Below are 17,286 nucleotides of genomic sequence, written 5' to 3' on the forward strand. Positions count from 1 at the left end.
AAATTCGTGGTAGCCAGCCGCCCACAGTCCGGAATGGGCCCCGCCGAGCTGGTGCAGGCGGCGGCGATGGCCCGCCGCTTCTATCTTGAGGGCAAGTCCAAGATCCAGATCGCGGACGAGTTCGGCGTCAGCCGGTTCAAGGTCGCCCGTGTGCTGGAGACGGCACTGGAGCGCGATCTCGTACGGATCGAGATCCGGGTGCCCTCCGAACTCGACGCCGAACGCTCCGACGCGCTGCGGGCCCGCTACGGCCTGCGGCACGCCGTCGTCGTCGAGTCGCCCGCGGACGCCTCCGAAGACGCCGCGGACCCCGAGAACCTCGGTGAGGTGGCCGCCGACCTGCTCGGCGAGCTGGTCGCCGAGGGCGATGTCCTGGGCCTGGCGTGGGGCCGCTCGACCATCCACATGGCGGCCGCGCTGCACCGCCTCCCGCCGTGCACCGTCGTCCAGCTGACCGGCGTCTACGACGCGGGCACCGCCGACCGCGGCTCGGTCGAGGCGGTCCGCCGCGCGGCCGACGTCTCCGGCGGCGAGGCGCACCCGATCTATGCGCCGATGCTCCTGCCCGACTCGGCGACCGCCGCCGCGCTGCGCGGCCAGACCGGCATCGCCCGGGCCTTCGAGTACTTCGACAAGGTCACCGTCGCCTGTGTCTCCATCGGCTCCTGGGAGCCGGGCGTCTCGACGGTCTACGACATGCTGAGCGAGGAGGAGCGCGAGCACTACGCCTCGCTGGGCGCGGCCGCCGAAATGTCCGCGCACCTCTTCGACGCGGAGGGCCGCCGGATCGGCCGGGACCTCGGCGAACGCTGCATCACGGTGGAGGCCGACCGGCTGCGCCGGATCCCCGAGGTCGTCGCGATCGCGGGCGGCCGCCGCAAGGCCGCGGCGATCGGCGCGGTACTGCGCTCCGGCCTGGTCACCAGCCTGGTGACGGACACCGCTGCCGCCGACCATCTGCTCCTGGAGACCGGCCCGGGGCCGCGCCCCGCCCTCGACCGGGCGGACCCGGACGGGTCCTGACGGACGGGGCCTGACGGCGCCGGTGCCGTGCCCGCCCCGGCGGTCACCGGCGGGCAGCGCGGCCGCGGCTGTGACAGCATCGGCGCCAGGAAGCGGCCGGAGGCGGCCGGGAGCCCGGGACGGCTCCCGGACGATGCAGCAGGGCGGTGTGGCGATGAGGCTCCCGGATGGTGGCGGTTCCGTACCCCGGCCGCTGGCGGCGGTGCTCGACGGCAGTACGCCGCCGGGGGTGCTGTCCTGGCCCGCGGAGCGGCCGGTGGACGATGCGCTGGCCGCGGCCCGGGACTCCGGGTGGAGCGGCGCGGTCCTCGATCTGGAAGGGGCCGCGGACAAGGCGGAGTTCATGGAGCGGTGCGCCCGTGCGCTGCGGCTGCCGCACTGGTTCGGCCGCAACTGGGACGCGCTCGCCGACTGCCTCACCGATCTGTCCTGGTGCCCCGCCGAAGGCGGCCGGCTGCTGGTCCTCACCGGCTGGCAGGGGTACGCGGCGGCCGTGCCGGAGGAGTGGCGGGTCTTCGAGGGGGTGCTCGCCGACGCGGTCGGATACTGGCGCGAAACCGACACCGGGCTGACCGTGATCATGGCGCGCGGCCCGGCGCGACGGGGTCGGCAGGGGGCTTTGTAGCTACCTCCAGGGGCGGGTGTCGCATCGCACGAAAGGAACACCGGTTCGCTTGTTCGCGTGGTGATGAGGGATGATGTCCTAGGAGCCGCAGCCTGATCCGGGATACGGTTCGGCGCTGACTCCCCACCGGCCCAGACGTAAAATCGCAGGTGAGAGAGCCAGTATGCGTTTCCTGAACGATGCGAAGCCGCCGTACGACCTGACGTACGACGATGTGTTCATGGTGCCCAGCCGTTCCGCGGTGGGCTCCCGCCAGGGTGTGGACCTGTCCTCGCCCGACGGGACCGGCACCACCATTCCTCTGGTCGTCGCCAACATGACGGCCATCGCCGGCCGCCGGATGGCCGAGACGGTCGCCCGCCGCGGTGGCCTCGTGGTCATTCCGCAGGACATCCCGATCGATGTCGTCGCCGAGGTCGTGACCTGGGTCAAGCGCCGGCACCTCGTCCTGGACACCCCGATCGTGCTGTCCCCGGTCTCCACCGTCGCGGACGCCCTGTCGCTGCTCCCCAAGCGGGCGCACGGCGCGGGCATCGTCGTCGAGAGCGGCCGTCCGGTCGGCGTCGTCACCGAGCACGACCTGGCCGGGGTGGACCGCTTCACCCAGGTCTCCGAGGTGATGTCCAAGGACCTGCTGGTCCTTGACGCGGACATCGACCCCCGGGAGGCCTTCAACCGCCTTGACGCCGCCAACCGCAAGCTCGCCCCCGCGGTCGACGCGGACGGCATGCTGGTCGGCATCCTGACCCGTAAGGGCGCGCTCCGCGCCACCCTCTACACCCCCGCCACCGACGCCGACGGCAAGCTGCGCATCGCCGCCGCCGTCGGCATCAACGGCGATGTGGCGGGCAAGGCCAAGGCGCTGCTGGACGCCGGTGTGGACACCCTCGTGGTGGACACCGCGCACGGTCACCAGGAGGGCATGATCAGCGCCGTCAAGGCCGTCCGCGCGCTGGACCCGCAGGTCCCGATCGTGGCGGGCAACATCGTCGCCGCCGAGGGCGTCCGCGATCTGGTCGAGGCCGGCGCGGACATCATCAAGGTCGGCGTCGGACCGGGCGCCATGTGCACCACCCGGATGATGACCGGCGTGGGCCGGCCGCAGTTCTCCGCGGTGCTGGAGTGCGCCGCCGAGGCCAAGAAGTACGGCAAGCACGTCTGGGCCGACGGCGGCGTCCGTCACCCGCGCGATGTCGCGATGGCGCTGGCCGCGGGCGCGTCCAACGTCATGATCGGCTCCTGGTTCGCGGGCACCCTCGAGTCGCCGGGCGACCTCCAGCACACCGCCGAGGGGCGGCCGTACAAGGAGAGCTTCGGCATGGCCTCGGCCCGTGCGGTCCAGCGCCGTACGAGCGAGGAGTCGTCCTACGACCGGGCCCGCAAGGGGCTGTTCGAGGAGGGCATCTCCACCTCGCGGATGTTCATCGACCCGGCCCGCCCCGGCGTCGAGGACCTGATCGACTCGATCATCGCGGGCGTCCGCAGCTCCTGCACCTACGCGGGCGCGGGCTCCCTGGAGGAGTTCGCCGAGAAGGCCGTGGTCGGCGTGCAGAGCGCCGCCGGTTACGCGGAGGGCAAGCCGCTGCACGACAGCTGGAGCTGACCCGCCCACGGGACCGCGGTCCCGTAACGGCTGTTGACCGGCCCCGCACCGAATCATCCGGTGCGGGGCCGGTGTTGTATCGCGCCGGGGCGTCTCCGCCGGTGTCCGTCCGCGTCGCACCGGGGCGCCGACACCCCGTCATATGACGTTCCCCACAGTGTCCACCGGTGTGTCGGCGCCATGTCCCCCGCGGGAAGGGCCCGTTGTGCGGCGGGCCCGGCGGCGCGTCCACCATGCAAGATCGAACGGTGGCGCGCAACGAACCACCGCCCGCCGCTCCGGTGCGCAACGATCGGCCGCGACTGCGCAAGGAACCCGCATTACGGCAGGTCAGGAGCGCCCCGTAAGGTCTGCGCTGTACGTGGAGTGGCGGCGACCGCTTGCTCGGCGGTCTCCCGCTGCGGGTTGCTTTGTGCTGCCCTGATGCGGAGCGCTGCCGGTCGTCGCCACCCGACCGGCAGCGATGAAGGAGCCACCCCAGTGTTGGAGCACGGCGCCGCCCCGCCCGCAGGGGCCACCGAACCCCGACCGCCCGCCCCCGGAGGTCTCGGTACCCGCCTGATGCGGCGCAAGCCCGTCGAACGGCTGGTCGCCGAGGGCGGCCAGGGCGAGGGCGGCTCGCTCCGCCGCTCGATGGGTATGTGGCAGCTGACCATGATCAGCATCGGTGCCACCCTCGGCACCGGAATCTTCGTCGTCCTCGGCGAGGCCGTCCCGGACGCCGGGCCCGCGGTCATCATCTCGTTCGTCATCGCCGGCATCACGGCCCTTTTCTCCGCGCTCTCCTACGCGGAACTGGCCGGCAGCATCCCCGTCTCCGGGTCGTCGTACTCGTACGCCTACGCCACCCTCGGCGAACTGGTCGCCTGGGTCTGCGGCTGGTGCCTGATCCTGGAGTACGGGGTCTCGGTCGCGGCCGTCGCCGTGGGCTGGGGGCAGTACCTGAACGAGCTGCTGGCGGGCACCGTCGGGTTCACCCTTCCCGACGCGCTCTCCCAGCCGCCCGGTGACGGCGGCTACTTCAACCTGCCGGCGCTCGTGGTGGTCCTGCTCGCCATGGTCTTCCTGCTGGGCGGGGCCAAGGAGAGCGCCCGCGCCAACACCATCATGGTGGCCGTCAAGATCGTCGCGCTGCTGCTGTTCTGCGGCGTCGCCATCCAGGGCGTGCGCTCCGGCAACTACGCCGACTTCATGCCGCTGGGCATGACCGGTGTCAGCGCCGCCGGCGCCACCCTCTTCTTCTCCTACATCGGCTTCGACGCCGCCTCCACGGCCGGTGAGGAGGCCAAGAACCCGCAGCGCGACCTGCCGCGCGCGATCATGCTCTCGCTGATCATCGTCACCGCGCTGTACTGCCTGGTCGCCGCGATCGCGGTCGGCGCGATGCCGTGGAAGAAGTTCGAGGGCTCGGAGGCCGCCCTGGCCGGGATCATGAAGGACGTCTCCGGACAGGACTTCTGGGCCGTGCTGCTCGCCTTCGGCGCGGTCATCGCCATCGCCAGCGTCGTGCTGACCGTCCTCTACGGCCAGACCCGCATCCTGTTCGCGATGTCCCGGGACGGCCTGGTGCCCAAGGTGTTCTCCAAGGTGCACGCCAAGACCGGCGCGCCCCGGGCCAACACCGTGATCGTCTCGCTGTTCTGCGGGGTGCTCGCCGCGGCCATCCCGCTCGGCCAGCTGGCCGATGCCACCAGCATCGGCACGCTCTTCGCGTTCGCGCTGGTCAACGTGGCGGTGGTGGTGCTGCGCTACACCCGCCCGAACATGGCGCGCACCTTCCGTACGCCGTTCTCTCCGCTCTTCCCCGTCATCGGCTTCCTGCTGTGCATCTACATGATGGGCAGCCTCGACGCCATTACCTGGATCGTCTTCGGGGTCTGGATGGCCGTCGGCCTTGTGGTCTACTTCGGATACGGCATGCGCCGCTCCCGATTGGCCACGGCAGAGAAATGATCCACCCGCAGTGCGACTGAACGAACTCGACGAACGCATCGTCCACGCCCTCGCCGAGGACGCCCGCCGCAGCTATGCCGACATCGGCCAGGAGGTCGGGCTCTCCGCCCCGGCCGTCAAACGCCGCGTCGACCGGCTGCGGGCCGAGGGCGCGATCACGGGATTCACCGTACGGGTCGATCCCGCCGCGCTCGGCTGGGAGACCGAGGGGTTCATCGAGCTCTACTGCAGCCGCAACACCTCGCCAGAGGCGATCCACCGCGGCCTGTCGCGCTATCCGGAAGTGGCGTCCGCCTCCACCGTCACCGGTGAGGCGGACGCCATCGTCCAGGTCTTCGCCGCCGATATGCGGCACTTCGAGCGGGTCCTGGAACGCATCGCGGGCGAACCGTTCGTGGAACGGACGAAGTCCGTGCTGGTGCTCTCTCCGCTGCTGCGGCGGTTCGGGTCGGGCGCGCCGGGCTAGGGCCGCGGCGCACCGGACCGGACGCCGCGTGCCCACCCTGCGGGCACACGACGGGAAGGTAACGGCGGAAGGTACGACCCCCGGGGCACGCCCCGGGGGTCGTACCGTTTCCGCCTGCGCCCGTGCGGGCCTGTGGCGTCCAACTGGCTCCCGCCATCGGGCAGTTGACTCTCGTGCGCGCGGAGTCGCCCGGTGCGCCGACCGGAGCCCGGCTCCGTTGCGTGTGACGCCTCCGATGAATGATCGCGATACGGCCGATGCACGGCGTCGGGACGGCCGCAACATTCGCTGCCTAGCGTGCCGGGCACGGGTGCTTCCCAGCGCCCGTACCAGGTCCGAAGAGCTCGGACGCACCGCGCATCCATGAAGGAGCAGCCATGTCCCAGCACGCCATGTCACCCGCCCGCCGCAAGCGCACCGGGGTGCGCGCCGCCCTCACCGTCGCGGTGGCCGGCGCGGCCCTCGCCGTACCGGCGACCTCGGCGTTCGCCATGCCCACGGACTACGTCAAGGAGGTCAAGGTCGACAACGGCGACACCCTCGAGCTGAACGGCAACAACGACACCGTCACCGTCAAGGACCCCGAGCACGGCGTCACGGGTGAGCTGAACGTGAACAAGACCGGTCCGGTGCAGAGCCGGATGGACCCGAACGGGACCTACACCCTGAAGCTCCCGAAGCCCGCGGCGCAGGCCGATGCCACCCCCACGGTCGTCTACAAGCACGACGGCAAGACCGTGAAGACCTTCGCCCTGCCGCACGGCCCCGGCTGACAGCTCACGGCCGACGGCTGACCGTCCCGGCCGACGGCGGCCCCCGCCCCACTCTCCGCGGCGGGGGCCGCCTCGCCGCGTGTGCGGACGCCGGGTTGCCGCAATGCGGGGCAGCGAACATGATCGGTCCTGCTGTGTCCCGTCGTCGTCCCCCACCGCCTCTGCCGTCTGGAATCGCCGTGCCGCTGCTCCGTTCCCTGCCCGTCCCCGGCCCCGCACGGGCGACGGCCCTGGCGGTCGCGACGGTGAGCACCGCGGCGCTCCTGGGCGGCTGTACGGGGACCGGGGCCCCCAAGAGCGCCGGTCACACCCCTGTCGCCTCTGCTCCGGCGCAGCTGTGGCCCAAGCGCCCGCCCGCACCGCCGCCCACACCGGACACGGAGAGCTACACCGGGCCGACGCCCGTCCCGGGGTTGCCCGAGGTGTCGTCTGGGGACATCCGCAAGGTGTCCGCGCTCTCCGTCGTCAACGCCCAGGACGCCGCGGACGCCCGCGCCTCCGCGCCGGCCTTCGAGGACGCCACCCTGAAGAAGATCGCCCGGTGTACCGACGCGCCGAAGTCCTGCCCCGTACGCGCCCCCGAGTACCACGATCTGACGGGCGACGGGAAGGACGAGCTGATCATCGGCATCGAGAGCGGGAATCACATCCTCACCGTGTGGGCCTACATGCTCAAGAACGGGGTGGTGAACCGGATCCTGGACACCGCCGGGACCGCGACGGCGGTGGAGGTGGCGGAGGGTGACCTGATCATGCGGGAGCCCGCGGACAAGCCCGGGTACGAGACCCGCACGGTGCACGCCTGGGACGCGAAGAACCAGATCATGGTGATCCGGGAGACGGAGTACGACCGGCGGACGCCCTCCTCCGGCTCCTCCGCCTCCCCGGGGCCGGAGCGGACGCGGTGAGCCCCCGGCGGTCGCGGCCACCGTTGCTCCTGCGCGCCTGGGCCGCGACCCTCTACGCCAAGTCCGCCGTCTTCATCACCGTCATGTGCTGCCTGCTCGCGGCGCTGCTCGGCATCCTCGTGCATGTGCTGGTCGACCGGCAGACCGAGGACCGGGCCCGCAGCGCGGCCCTGGACGAACTGAACCGGGTGGTGACCGCGTACGTCGCCGGGGAACCCCTCGGCCGCAACGCCGAGGTGAACCCGCCGGACCTCCCCGCTGCGCTCCGCGAGATGGCCGTGCAACACCATGAGCGCGGCACCGAACTCGCCGACCACGACGGACGTCCGACGATGTGGGCCGGCACCCCCGCCGACGGCGGCAAGGTCCTGGCGGTGCGCTGGGACTACAGCGCCCGCGCCGCCGCCCTGCGCGGCCTGGACCAGGCCATCATCGGCTCCTCGGCCGCCGCGATCGGCGTCACCCTCGTCATCGGGCTGATCGCGGTCTCCCGCGTCACCCGCCGCCTGCACCGCACCGCCCAGGTGGCCCGCCGCATCAGCGCCGGCGATCTCGACGCCCGGGTGCACGACCCCCGCGCCGAGCGCCCCGGCCAGGCCCAGGACGAGGCCGCCGCCGTGGCGGCCGCACTCGACGCGATGGCCGCCACCCTGCAGGGCAAACTCCACAGCGAACAGCGCTTCACCGCCGACGTCTCCCACGAGCTGCGCACCCCGCTCGCCGGACTCCACGCCGCCGCGGAGCTGCTGCCGCCCGGCCGCCCGACGGAGATGGTGCGCGAGCGCATCCGGACCATGCGCCGGCTGACGGAGGACCTGCTGGAGATCTCCCGGCTCGACGCACAGGTCGAACAGGCAGACCTGGACGTCCACCGGCTCGGGCCGCTGGCGGAGCGGGCGGTGCGTGCCACAGGGACGGCGACCGAGGTCAACGTCGTACGGGACGCGCGCGTGGAGACGGACCGGCGCCGGCTCGAGCGGGTGCTCGGCAACCTCATCGCCAACGCCCACAAGCACGGCGCCCCGCCGGTGGTCGTCTCCCTCGACGGTCCGGTGATCACCGTGCGGGACCACGGCGACGGGTACCCGGCATACCTCCTGGACCAGGGCCCCCAGCGGTTCAGGAGCCAGTCGGAGCCGAGCGGCGGCAAGAAGACCGGACACGGCCTGGGCCTGACGATCGCCGTCGGCCAGGCGCAGGTCCTCGGCGCCACCCTGCACTTCTCCAATTCCCCCGACGGCGGAGCCGTCGCCACGCTCCGCCTCCCGGCCGAACAGCGGTGAGCCGGCGCGGTCAGCCGGGCGGCTCTCCGGGCCCCTCCGCCAGGGTGGCCAGCGTCTCGTCGGCCAGGCCCCGCAGGAAGGCCGGGCAGGTCCAGGCCTCCAGCGAGGGGCCGTAGCCGTCGGCATGCTCTTCCTGGAGCGCGGCCCGTCCGCCGGGGCTGCGCAGATAGATGCCCTCCCGGGCCATCTGGTCGGCGGAGCCGTCGAGCCGCGGGTGCTCTTCTGCCCGGTGGGTACAGGGCACGTCCGGCACCGTTTTCCGCACGGTCTCCAGCCCCGCGGTCATCTCGTCCAGCACGGACCGGTCCTGGATGCGTCCCGAGACGGCGTACCAGCTGCACGCGTGGAGGGTGACGAGGTAGCCGGCCCGTACACCCTTGGTGAGGTGGTCGGGGACGAGCGCCGCCCCGAGGAGGTCGCCGACGGGGTCGCCCACCGGATAGTCGTTGAGTGTGGCGTCCAGGTACCGGATGCTGTCCTGCAGACCGCTGCGCAGTATTTCCGCGATGCCGGTCCCCTCGTCCGGGTCCGTGATCGGCACGCTGCCCGGGCTGATGATGTCCGCGGTGATGCGCGCGTACCCGGCGACGTTGACCGGGCAGAGGTAGAGCTCCTTCGCGGCCTCCTTCGTCCACTCCTCGTCCTCCGCCAGGCCGTTGCCCAGGAGTTCCGGATCGGGGAGCCCGTACCAGATCTCGTCGTCGTACATCTCCTCCAGGTCCCGTTCGTACGGGTGCTTCCCGTGCGCGCACTCCCGGCCGCTCAGCACGCGGTGGGCCGCGACCAGGGCGTCGACGGCGCACCGTTCGGCCTCGGGCCCGGCGCCCGCCGGGCCGGTGAGGTACTCGGCCAGCTCCGCCAGCCCGTACACCCACAGGTAGGCGTGCTCCCCGCCCGGGTCGGCGGCGAGCCGGGCGGCGCAGTCGCGGACGGCCAGGTCGCCCTCGGCGCCCGCCGCGTCCGAGGCGAAGCCGGGCCAAGTCTTCCTGACCTCGTCGATCAGTGCACGCGTGGTGTGATCCATGATCACTACGACGCCGCCGGCGGCCGGGACGTTCCCGCCCCGGGCCCGGTTCGTTCCCTGGTCCGCAGCCCGTACGCCACCGCCGCCCCCACGGCCAGCACCACCCCCGCCGCGATGCGGTAGCCGAGCGCCGTGGCGTCGGTGAAGGCGGTGGCCATGGCGGTGCCGTGGCCGGTGGCCGAGGTGACGTGCACGGACAGGGCGGTGCCGACGACGGCGATGCCGAGGGCCGCGCCCAGCTCGCGTGCCGCGCCCTGGAGTCCGGAGCCCATGCCCGCCTGGCGGGGCGGCACGGACGTCACGACGGCATGCGAGAGCGTGGGCATCGCCAGGCCCGCACCGGCCGACATCAGCAGCAGGCAGGGCAGGTACCGCACGTACGGGGTGCGGGCGGTCGCGGTGGAGAGCAGGAGCAGGCCGACGGCCATCAGGGCCAGCCCGGCGCCGCAGGTGCGGGCCTCGCCGATCCGGTGGGCCCAGCGCAGGCCGTGACGGGTCACGGCCATCATCCCGAAGGCCAGCGGCACGATCGCACAGCCGGTCTGGAGGGGTGAGTAGCCCTTGACGTACTGCAGGAACTGGGCGTTGACGTAGAAGAGGGCGAACATGCCGAAGAAGGTGACGGCCAGGCCCGCGGCACCGGCGCGCAGCCGCGGCAGCCGGAACAGGCGGGGGTCCAGCACCGGGTGCGCGGCACGCAGCCCGTGCCGTACGAAGAGGGTGAACACGGCCGCGGACAGGACAAAGGCGCCGATCACCGTGGCCGAGGACCAGCCCAGCCCCGGCCCTTCGATGATGCCGAAGAGCAGCGCGCCCGCCCCGAGGACCAGCAGCGCCGAACCCGTCGGATCCAGCGCCGTGGTTCCTCGCGGCACCCGGGGCGCGACCCTCGCCACCCATCCCAGGAGGCCGAGCCCCAGGGGGACGTACGCCCAGAACAGGCCCTGCCAGGGCAGGTACTGCAGGATCAGCGCGCCGCCGGCGTTGCCCGCCATGCCGCCGATGCCGAGGGCCGCGCTCCAGGCGGCGACCGCCCCGGCCTTCCGGTCGGCGGGGGTGGCGTGCAGCAGTACGGACATCGTGGCCGGTACGGTCAGCGCTGCGCCCGTACCCGAGATCGCCCGGCCCGCCAGCAGCACGGGGAGGCTGGGGGCGAGTGCGCTCAGCAGCGCCCCCAGGGCGAAGACGCCCAGACCGGTCAGCAGGACGCCCTTGCGGCCGAAGCGGTCGCCGAGCGCACCGGCCGGGATCAGCAGCCCGGCGAAGACCAGCACATACGTGTCCACGATCCACAGCAGCTGGGCGGGGGAGGGGTGCAGACCGCTCGCGGCGATCTTCGGTATCGCGAGGTTCATCGCGGCCACCAGCGACTGCGCGACCAGCACGCATGCGCAGACCGCGGCGGTCACCGAGCGACGCCGCCGGTCGGTGGCGCCAACTGGTGTGGGAGGAGGGACGGTTGAGGTCATGCCGGGGACGCTAGAGTCCTGGTCAATTGATCTCAAATGCAAGGTGTGCACTCCATGATTGCGCGAAACGCAAACATCGACCTGAACCTGCTGACCGCACTGGACGCACTGCTCGAAGAGGAGAGCGTGACCGCGGCCGCCGACCGGCTCGGCCTCTCCGGGCCCGCCATGAGCCGCGCGCTCGGCCGGATCCGCCGGACGCTCGGCGACCCCGTCCTGGTCCGGGCCGGCCGCCATATGGTGCCGACCCCGCGCGCCCTGGAGATCCGGGCCCAGGTACGGCATCTGGTCGAGGCCGCCCACGGGGTCCTCGCCCCTTCCGCCCCCGCCGACCCGGCGGACCTGTCACGGGTGTTCACGATCACCGCCAACGACCTCTGCGTCACCGCCGTGGGCCCCCGCCTGGTCGCCCGCGCCGCCAGGGAGGCGCCGGGGGTCGTGCTGCGCTTCCTCGGCGAGAGCCATATCGACGTGCCGGTGCTGCGCGACGGCGTCGCGGACCTGGAACTCGGGGTGATCGACAGCCTCGAGCCGGAGATCCGCACGGAGGAGCTGTACACCGAACAAGGCGTCGCGGTGGTGCGGGAGGGCCACCCGCTCACCACCGGGAAGCTCACCGTGTGCCGTTACGCCGACGCCCCGCACATCAACTTCACCCGCCGCGGCCGGCTCACCGGCCCCATCGACGCGGCGCTCGCCGCCCGCGGACTGCGCCGCAAGGTGATCGCCACCGTCCCGACCTTCGCCGCCTCGCTGATGATGATCCGCGACAGCGACGCGGTCGGCCTGGCCAACGAACGGACCGCGGCCTCGACGGTGCGCGCGCTGGGGCTGCGGACGCTGCCGGTCCCGCTCGACCTGCCGACGATGAACATGGCGATGGCCTGGCATCCGCGGCAGGAGGCCGACGCGGGGCACATCTGGCTGCGCGGACTCGTACGACGGGCCGTCGCGGAGGTGATCGGTGCCGCACCCGCCCCGGAACGGCCCTGACACCGCTGCCGCCCAGAGCCCGGCACCCCCCGCCCGACCTGCGGGAAGGCCGGGCGCAACGAATCGACGGAGAGTCCCTTGAACGCGCAATGAATCCTCCGTCGGCACGCAACGGTGGCGCCTTGTCCCAGGTCGGGGCCGCCCCGTACCGTCAATGCGTCCCGCCCGCACCGTCTCGCCGAGGGGTCCCATGACGTCGCTGCACACCGCCCTGCTCCAGAGTTCGGGCCGGCCCGGCGATGTCGCCCACAATCTGACGGTCCTGGAGGACGCGGCCCGCGCGGCCGCCGCCACCGGCGCCGCACTGCTCGCCTGCCCCGAGCTGTTCCTCACCGGCTACGCCATCGGCGACGGCATCCACCGCCTCGCCGAGCCCGCCGACGGCGACAGCGCCCGGGCCATCGGCCGGATCGCCGCCGAGCACGGCATCGCCGTCCTCTACGGCTACCCGGAGCGCGCCGGGGCCGACACGGTCCACAACTCCGCCCAGCTGATCGGCCCCGACGGCGGCCGGCTGGCGAACTACCGCAAGACGCATCTCTTCGGCTGCTTCGAGCGCGAGTGGTTCACCCCCGGCGACCAGGCGGTCGTCCAGGCCGAGCTGTACGGCGCCCGGATCGGCGTGATGATCTGCTACGACGTCGAATTCCCGGAGAACGTCCGGGCGCACGCGCTGGCCGGTACGGATCTGCTGCTGGTGCCCACCGCGCAGATGCACCCCTTCCAGTTCGTCCCCGAATCCGTCATCCCGGTGCGCGCCTTCGAGAACCAGATGTATGTCGCGTACGTCAACCGGGTCGGCCAGGAGGGCGAGTTCGAGTTCGTGGGCCTGAGCTGTCTGGCCGGCCCGGACGGAGTCGTCCGCACCCGCGCCGGCCGCACCGAGCAGCTGGTGCAGGCCGATGCCGACCTCGCCTTCCTGAAGGAATCACGGGAGAACAACCCCTATCTGCACGACCGGCGGCCGGAGCTCTACGGCCCGCTGACCTGAGCCCCGCCCGCACCCCACATCCCCGACGCACCGCGGGCCGCCCCGCCCCGGCACGCGCCGCCCCGCCCCGCCCCGCTCTGCCCTGCCTGCAAGGAGTCCGCCCCCGATGACGTCCACGGTGCCCACCGCCGCCCACCACGCGGATGCCCAGCCGCCGATCACGATGTTCGGCCCGGACTTCCCGTACGCCTACGACGACTTCCTCGCGCACCCGGCGGGCCTCGGCCAGGTCCCCGCCACCGAGCACGGCAAGGAGGTCGCGGTCATCGGCGGCGGCCTCTCCGGGATCATCACCGCGTACGAGCTGATGAAGATGGGCCTCAAGCCCGTCGTCTACGAGGCGGACGAGATAGGCGGCCGGCTGCGCACCGTCGGCTTCGAGGGCTGCGACCCGTCCCTGACCGCCGAGATGGGCGCGATGCGCTTCCCGCCCTCCTCGACCGCGCTGCAGCACTACATCGACCTGGTGGGCCTGGAGACCAGGCCGTTCCCCAACCCCCTTGCGGAATCCACCCCTTCGACGGTCGTCGACCTCAAGGGCGAGTCCCACTACGCGGAGACCCTGGACGACCTGCCGCAGGTGTACCGCGATGTGGCCGACGCCTGGAACGCCTGCCTGGAGGAGGGCGCGGACTTCTCCGGCATGAACCGCGCGCTGCGCGAGCGGGACGTCCCGAAGATCCGCGAGATCTGGTCCCGCCTGGTCGAGAAGCTCGACAACCAGACCTTCTACGGCTTCCTCTGCGACTCCCAGGCCTTCCGCTCCTTCCGCCACCGCGAGATCTTCGGCCAGGTCGGCTTCGGCACCGGCGGCTGGGACACCGACTTCCCCAACTCCATCCTGGAGATCCTGCGGGTCGTCTACACCGAGGCCGACGACCACCACCGGGGCATCGTCGGCGGCAGCCAGCAGCTGCCGCTGCGCCTGTGGGACCGCGCCCCCGAGAAGATCGTGCACTGGGCGCCCGGCACCTCGCTCGCGACGCTGCACGACGGTGCGCCGCGCCCGGCCGTGACCCGGCTGAACCGCACGGCGGGCAACCGTGTCACGGTGACCGACGCCTCCGGCGACATCCGCACGTACGAGGCCGCCGTCTTCACCGCGCAGTCCTGGATGCTGCTGAGCAAGATCGCCTGCGACGACTCGCTGTTCCCCATCGACCACTGGACGGCGATGGAGCGCACCCACTACATGGAGTCCTCCAAGCTCTTCGTCCCCGTCGACCGGCCGTTCTGGCTGGACAAGGACGAGGAGACGGGGCGGGACGTCATGTCGATGACGCTGACGGACCGGATGACCCGCGGGACGTACCTCCTGGACGACGGGCCGGACAAGCCCGCCGTCATCTGCCTCTCGTACACCTGGTGCGACGACAGCCTGAAGTGGCTGCCGCTGGACGCCAACGAGCGGATGGAGGTGATGCTGAAGTCGCTGTCGGAGATCTATCCGAAGGTCGACATCCGCAAGCACATCATCGGCAACCCGGTCACCGTCTCCTGGGAGAACGAGCCCTACTTCATGGGCGCGTTCAAGGCCAACCTGCCCGGCCACTACCGCTACCAGCGCCGCCTGTTCACCCACTTCATGCAGGACCGCCTCCCCGAGGACAAGCGCGGCATCTTCCTGGCGGGCGACGACATCTCCTGGACGGCGGGCTGGGCCGAGGGCGCCGTACAGACCGCGCTCAACGCGGTGTGGGGCGTGATGCACCACTTCGGCGGCACCACCGACACCACCAACCCGGGCCCCGGCGATGTCTACGACGAGATCGCGCCGGTCGAGCTGCCGGAGGACTGACCGCGCAACGGCGTCGGGGCGGTGTGCCGCGCGGTGGCAGCGGCACACCGCCCGACAGGCCCTAGTTCAGCGGTGTGAGCAGGCACCGGCCCACCAGCCCCACGCTCGCGTCCAGCCGCTCGGTGAACTCCTCGGCCACCTCGGGCAGCCGGCGCGCGCCCCACAGCATCCGGGCCGCGGCCCAGGCGGCGTCCCGGGCCATCTCCAGGCTCCAGGAGCCGGCGAGATGGGTCAGCGGATCGGCGATGTCCAGCAGATCCGGGCCGGGCATCAGGCTCTCCCGGATCCGCTCCTCGAGGCCGGTCAGGACGGCGCCGATACGGTCGAAGTCCCCCTCCAGCGCTGGGGGTTCGCAGTCCAGCGCCCGGCAGGTGTCCAGCACCGCCAGCGCCAGGTCGTGGCCGATGTGCGCATTGATCCCGGCGAGCGCGAACTGCAGCGGGTGCACGCCGGGATGGCGGCGCAGCTGGAAGAGCGGGCGCCAGCAGGCGGGCGGGCGCCGGCCCGCGGCCGCGGCGTCCACCGCGGCGAAGTAGCGCCGGGCGAAGCGGACGTCCAGCTCGCCCGCGGCCGCCGGGTCCGCGAAGGCGCCGTCCCCGAGACGCCCCGCCACCGCTTCGGTGACGGTCAGATAGACCCGGTTGAAGACGGCCACCCCGTCCTCGGCGGGCAGCGCCGCCTCCAGCGCCCGCATCCTCGCCAGCACCTCGTCCACGCCCACGGGCGGCCCGGATCCCGGCGGCCCGGATCCCGGCTGCCGGGCGCCCGGCAGCCGGGTTTCCCGCTCCGGATCTTCCCGTTCCGGAGTTCCCCATCGCTGAGTCGTCGTCATCCGCTCAGCGTGGCAGCAGCCGCACGAATTGCGGCCTTTGCCGGGAGCCGTTGACCTGAACGGGGTAACGGCCGGTGCGCCCTCCCGGCCGTGTCGGCGTCGTGCCGGCCGGCCGGAAAGCGACGCCCGGGGCCGCGCCGTCAGCGGGCCCCCGGCCCCGCCTCCTCGCCCGTCCCCTCGTCGTACGACGACGTGCCCTCGTCCAGCAGCGGCGGCTGCGCCTTGAGGTGCGCGGGGGCCAGGGCGCGCAGTACGTGATAGCCGGCGAGCACCACGATCGTGCCGAGCGCGATACCGCCCAGCTCGAAGTTGTCGCTGATGTGCAGGCTGACGCCGCCGACGCCGATGATGATGCCCGCGGCGACCGGTACGAGGTGGAGCGGATTGCGCAGATCCACCTTGTTGTGCACCCAGATCTGGGCGCCGAGCAGGCCGATCATGCCGTAGAGGATGACGGTGATGCCGCCGAGCACCCCGCCCGGGATCGCGGCCACGACGGCGCCGAACTTCGGGCACAGGCCGAAGAGGAGGGCGAAGCCGGCCGCCGCCCAGTAGGCCGCGGTGGAGTAGACGCGGGTCGCGGCCATCACCCCGATGTTCTCGGAGTAGGTGGTGTTGGGCGGGCCGCCGACCGCGGTGGAGAGCACCGAGGCGGCGCCGTCCGCGGAGATCGCGGTGCCGATCTCGTCGTCCAGCGGGTCACCGGTCATCTCGCCGACCGCCTTCACATGGCCGGTGTTCTCCGCGACGAGGGCGATGACGACGGGCAGCGCCACCAGGATCGCCGACCACTGGAACGTCGGCCCGTGGAAGGACGGCAGGCCGATCCAGTCGGCCTTGCCGACGCCGGAGAAGTCGAGCCGCCAGTGGTCGGTGACCTTGCCCGCGCCGTTCACCGAGTGGATCTGCCCGAAGATCCGGTCGAAGGCCCAGGAGACTGCATAGCCGAAGACCAGGCCCAGGAAGATCGCGATCCGCGACCAGAAGCCGCGCAGACAGACCACGGCGAGCCCGGTGACCAGCATGGTCAGCAGCGCCACCCACTGATCCTGCGGCCAGTACGTACTCGCTGTCACCGGCGCCAGGTTGAAACCGATCAGCATCACCACCGCACCGGTGACCACCGGCGGCATCGCGGCATGGATGATCCGCGCCCCGAACCGCCGGACCGCCACACCCACCAGGAAGAGCACGACGCCGACGACCAGGACCGCCCCGGTGACCGTCGCGCTGGTGCCGCCCTGCGCCCGGATGACCGCGGCCACCCCGACGAACGACAGCGAACAGCCCAGGTACGAGGGCACCCGGCCACGCGTGGCCAGCAGGAAGATGACCGTCGCGACACCGGACATCATGATCGCGAGGTTGGGGTCGAGGCCCATCAGGATCGGCGAGACGAAACTCGCACCGAACATCGCCACCACATGCTGCGCGCCCAGGCCCGCGGTCCGCGGCCACGACAGCCGCTCATCCGGCCGGACGACGGCTCCCGGCGCCGGATTGCGCCCGTCGCCATGGACGGTCCAGCGCACGCCGAGACCCATG

The 17,286-nt window shown here is 72.2% G+C and carries 15 protein-coding genes; 11 read left to right on the forward strand and 4 right to left on the reverse strand.

Annotation, left to right across the window (positions count from 1 at the left end):
- The first annotated feature begins 33 nt into the window (after window positions 1-33).
- The 8 genes from ADL29_RS11185 to ADL29_RS11220 all read left to right on the forward strand — a co-directional run bounded on the left by ADL29_RS11185 (window position 34) and on the right by ADL29_RS11220 (window position 8,634).
- Complete coding sequence (locus tag ADL29_RS11185; protein WP_053923521.1) at window positions 34-1,023, forward strand: sugar-binding transcriptional regulator; 990 nt, start codon at window positions 34-36, stop codon at window positions 1,021-1,023.
- Between the two features lie 154 nt (window positions 1,024-1,177).
- Window positions 1,178-1,648 carry a barstar family protein gene (locus ADL29_RS11190; RefSeq protein ID WP_052687501.1) on the forward strand — a complete coding sequence of 157 codons (471 nt, stop codon included), beginning with the start codon at window positions 1,178-1,180 and terminating at the stop codon, window positions 1,646-1,648.
- 163 nt (window positions 1,649-1,811) lie between these two features.
- Window positions 1,812-3,251, forward strand: coding sequence for a GuaB1 family IMP dehydrogenase-related protein (locus ADL29_RS11195; protein WP_053923522.1), 1,440 nt, complete (start codon window positions 1,812-1,814; stop codon window positions 3,249-3,251).
- A gap of 480 nt (window positions 3,252-3,731) precedes the next feature.
- Complete coding sequence (locus ADL29_RS11200; protein WP_053923523.1) at window positions 3,732-5,204, forward strand: amino acid permease; 1,473 nt, start codon at window positions 3,732-3,734, stop codon at window positions 5,202-5,204.
- A 10-nt stretch (window positions 5,205-5,214) separates the two neighbouring features.
- Window positions 5,215-5,670, forward strand: coding sequence for an Lrp/AsnC family transcriptional regulator (locus ADL29_RS11205; protein WP_053923524.1), 456 nt, complete (start codon window positions 5,215-5,217; stop codon window positions 5,668-5,670).
- Window positions 5,671-6,047: 377 nt separating this feature from the next.
- The gene (locus ADL29_RS11210) at window positions 6,048-6,443 is read left to right on the forward strand and encodes a hypothetical protein (RefSeq protein WP_046929053.1); all 396 of its coding nucleotides are present in this window, start codon (window positions 6,048-6,050) and stop codon (window positions 6,441-6,443) included.
- Between the two features lie 179 nt (window positions 6,444-6,622).
- Complete coding sequence (locus tag ADL29_RS11215) at window positions 6,623-7,351, forward strand: hypothetical protein (RefSeq protein WP_245689327.1); 729 nt, start codon at window positions 6,623-6,625, stop codon at window positions 7,349-7,351.
- Complete coding sequence (locus tag ADL29_RS11220; RefSeq protein WP_053923525.1) at window positions 7,348-8,634, forward strand: sensor histidine kinase; 1,287 nt, start codon at window positions 7,348-7,350, stop codon at window positions 8,632-8,634. The genes ADL29_RS11215 and ADL29_RS11220 overlap by 4 nt, the downstream gene beginning before the upstream one ends.
- A gap of 10 nt (window positions 8,635-8,644) precedes the next feature.
- On the opposite strand, the gene ADL29_RS11225 is transcribed toward ADL29_RS11220, so the two are convergent.
- Together ADL29_RS11225 and ADL29_RS11230 are read right to left on the reverse strand one after the other, a co-directional pair.
- Window positions 8,645-9,658, reverse strand: a complete 1,014-nt coding sequence (locus tag ADL29_RS11225; RefSeq protein WP_157878456.1) for a hypothetical protein — start codon at window positions 9,656-9,658, stop codon at window positions 8,645-8,647.
- A gap of 5 nt (window positions 9,659-9,663) precedes the next feature.
- Window positions 9,664-11,127, reverse strand: coding sequence for an MFS transporter (locus ADL29_RS11230; RefSeq protein WP_053923527.1), 1,464 nt, complete (start codon window positions 11,125-11,127; stop codon window positions 9,664-9,666).
- 54 nt (window positions 11,128-11,181) lie between these two features.
- Between ADL29_RS11230 and ADL29_RS11235 the strand changes: the two genes are divergently transcribed.
- The 3 genes from ADL29_RS11235 to ADL29_RS11245 all read left to right on the forward strand — a co-directional run bounded on the left by ADL29_RS11235 (window position 11,182) and on the right by ADL29_RS11245 (window position 14,909).
- Window positions 11,182-12,120 carry a LysR family transcriptional regulator gene (locus ADL29_RS11235; RefSeq protein ID WP_053923603.1) on the forward strand — a complete coding sequence of 313 codons (939 nt, stop codon included), beginning with the start codon at window positions 11,182-11,184 and terminating at the stop codon, window positions 12,118-12,120.
- A 190-nt stretch (window positions 12,121-12,310) separates the two neighbouring features.
- The gene (locus ADL29_RS11240; RefSeq protein ID WP_053923528.1) at window positions 12,311-13,111 is read left to right on the forward strand and encodes a carbon-nitrogen hydrolase family protein; all 801 of its coding nucleotides are present in this window, start codon (window positions 12,311-12,313) and stop codon (window positions 13,109-13,111) included.
- A 106-nt stretch (window positions 13,112-13,217) separates the two neighbouring features.
- Entirely contained in the window at window positions 13,218-14,909 is a 1,692-nt protein-coding gene (locus ADL29_RS11245) for a flavin monoamine oxidase family protein (RefSeq protein ID WP_053923529.1), read from the forward strand.
- A gap of 61 nt (window positions 14,910-14,970) precedes the next feature.
- On the opposite strand, the gene ADL29_RS11250 is transcribed toward ADL29_RS11245, so the two are convergent.
- Both ADL29_RS11250 and ADL29_RS11255 read right to left on the reverse strand, forming a co-directional pair.
- Window positions 14,971-15,741 carry a DUF5995 family protein gene (locus tag ADL29_RS11250; protein WP_425424224.1) on the reverse strand — a complete coding sequence of 257 codons (771 nt, stop codon included), beginning with the start codon at window positions 15,739-15,741 and terminating at the stop codon, window positions 14,971-14,973.
- Window positions 15,742-15,881: 140 nt separating this feature from the next.
- On the reverse strand, window positions 15,882-17,285 hold the full coding sequence (locus tag ADL29_RS11255; RefSeq protein ID WP_053923530.1) for a uracil-xanthine permease family protein: 1,404 nt from the start codon (window positions 17,283-17,285) through the stop codon (window positions 15,882-15,884).
- Window position 17,286 lies beyond the last annotated feature (1 nt).

Origin of the sequence: Streptomyces chattanoogensis, from assembly GCF_001294335.1 — a bacterium.
Lineage (GTDB): Bacteria > Actinomycetota > Actinomycetes > Streptomycetales > Streptomycetaceae > Streptomyces > Streptomyces chattanoogensis.

Coding starts and splice junctions, on each gene's coding strand:
- ADL29_RS11185 (WP_053923521.1), top strand. CDS start 34: ATGGGCCCCGCCGAGCTGGTGCAGGCGGCGGCGATGGCCCGCCGCTTC.
- ADL29_RS11190 (WP_052687501.1), top strand. CDS start 1,178: ATGAGGCTCCCGGATGGTGGCGGTTCCGTACCCCGGCCGCTGGCGGCG.
- ADL29_RS11195 (WP_053923522.1), top strand. CDS start 1,812: ATGCGTTTCCTGAACGATGCGAAGCCGCCGTACGACCTGACGTACGAC.
- ADL29_RS11210 (WP_046929053.1), top strand. CDS start 6,048: ATGTCCCAGCACGCCATGTCACCCGCCCGCCGCAAGCGCACCGGGGTG.
- ADL29_RS11225 (WP_157878456.1), bottom strand. CDS start 9,658: ATGGATCACACCACGCGTGCACTGATCGACGAGGTCAGGAAGACTTGG.
- ADL29_RS11230 (WP_053923527.1), bottom strand. CDS start 11,127: ATGACCTCAACCGTCCCTCCTCCCACACCAGTTGGCGCCACCGACCGG.
- ADL29_RS11235 (WP_053923603.1), top strand. CDS start 11,182: ATGATTGCGCGAAACGCAAACATCGACCTGAACCTGCTGACCGCACTG.
- ADL29_RS11240 (WP_053923528.1), top strand. CDS start 12,311: ATGACGTCGCTGCACACCGCCCTGCTCCAGAGTTCGGGCCGGCCCGGC.
- ADL29_RS11245 (WP_053923529.1), top strand. CDS start 13,218: ATGACGTCCACGGTGCCCACCGCCGCCCACCACGCGGATGCCCAGCCG.
- ADL29_RS11250 (WP_425424224.1), bottom strand. CDS start 15,741: ATGACGACGACTCAGCGATGGGGAACTCCGGAACGGGAAGATCCGGAG.
- ADL29_RS11255 (WP_053923530.1), bottom strand. CDS start 17,285: ATGGGTCTCGGCGTGCGCTGGACCGTCCATGGCGACGGGCGCAATCCG.